Here is a 504-nt window from a genome sequence, read left to right on the forward strand (position 1 = left end):
ACGAAACGCAGTTTGTACGCCCGGAATAAGAATTAAGAGCGCTAATACATCCGATACCAAACCTGGCAACATTAATAAAAAACCAGCAAAAGCATAAGCTAATTTTTTAGTCACAGTCGGATCATTACCCAATTGTCCAGTCATCTGCATTTGTTGTAATTGCGGCATAATACCAGCCGTACTATTACGAATAAGCGTTAGACCAATAAAGAAAGCAATAATGAACCAGAAAAACACATACCATCCACTGATGAACTGTGCTACGCCAATCCATACGGCAATTTCAACAATCGCGCCCAGAACCACAATAAGAAGTAAATTCATGTAAAACTTTATCTATCTCAAAAAGAAAATTCATTGCAGTTGTTACTACTTAACTAAACTCATCCATTTTTCATTTGAAATCATGGATTAAATTTAGTTGTAAAGCTTAGACAATGTTTTTGTTGTAACCTAAAATCATAGCTAAACTAAGGTTCTGCAATACTATAAATAAGACTGATT

At 34.5% G+C, this 504-nt stretch carries 1 protein-coding gene; it reads right to left on the minus strand.

The window, feature by feature from the left end; all coding sequences use genetic code 11:
• Positions 1-324, minus strand: a 324-nt coding sequence (locus GBI66_RS19155) for an FxsA family protein (protein ID WP_171494348.1), incomplete at its 3' end; no start/stop codon positions are given.
• Between the last annotated feature and the right edge of the window lie 180 nt (positions 325-504).

Source organism: Acinetobacter sp. TUM15071 (assembly GCF_008980925.1).
GTDB lineage: Bacteria > Pseudomonadota > Gammaproteobacteria > Pseudomonadales > Moraxellaceae > Acinetobacter > Acinetobacter dispersus.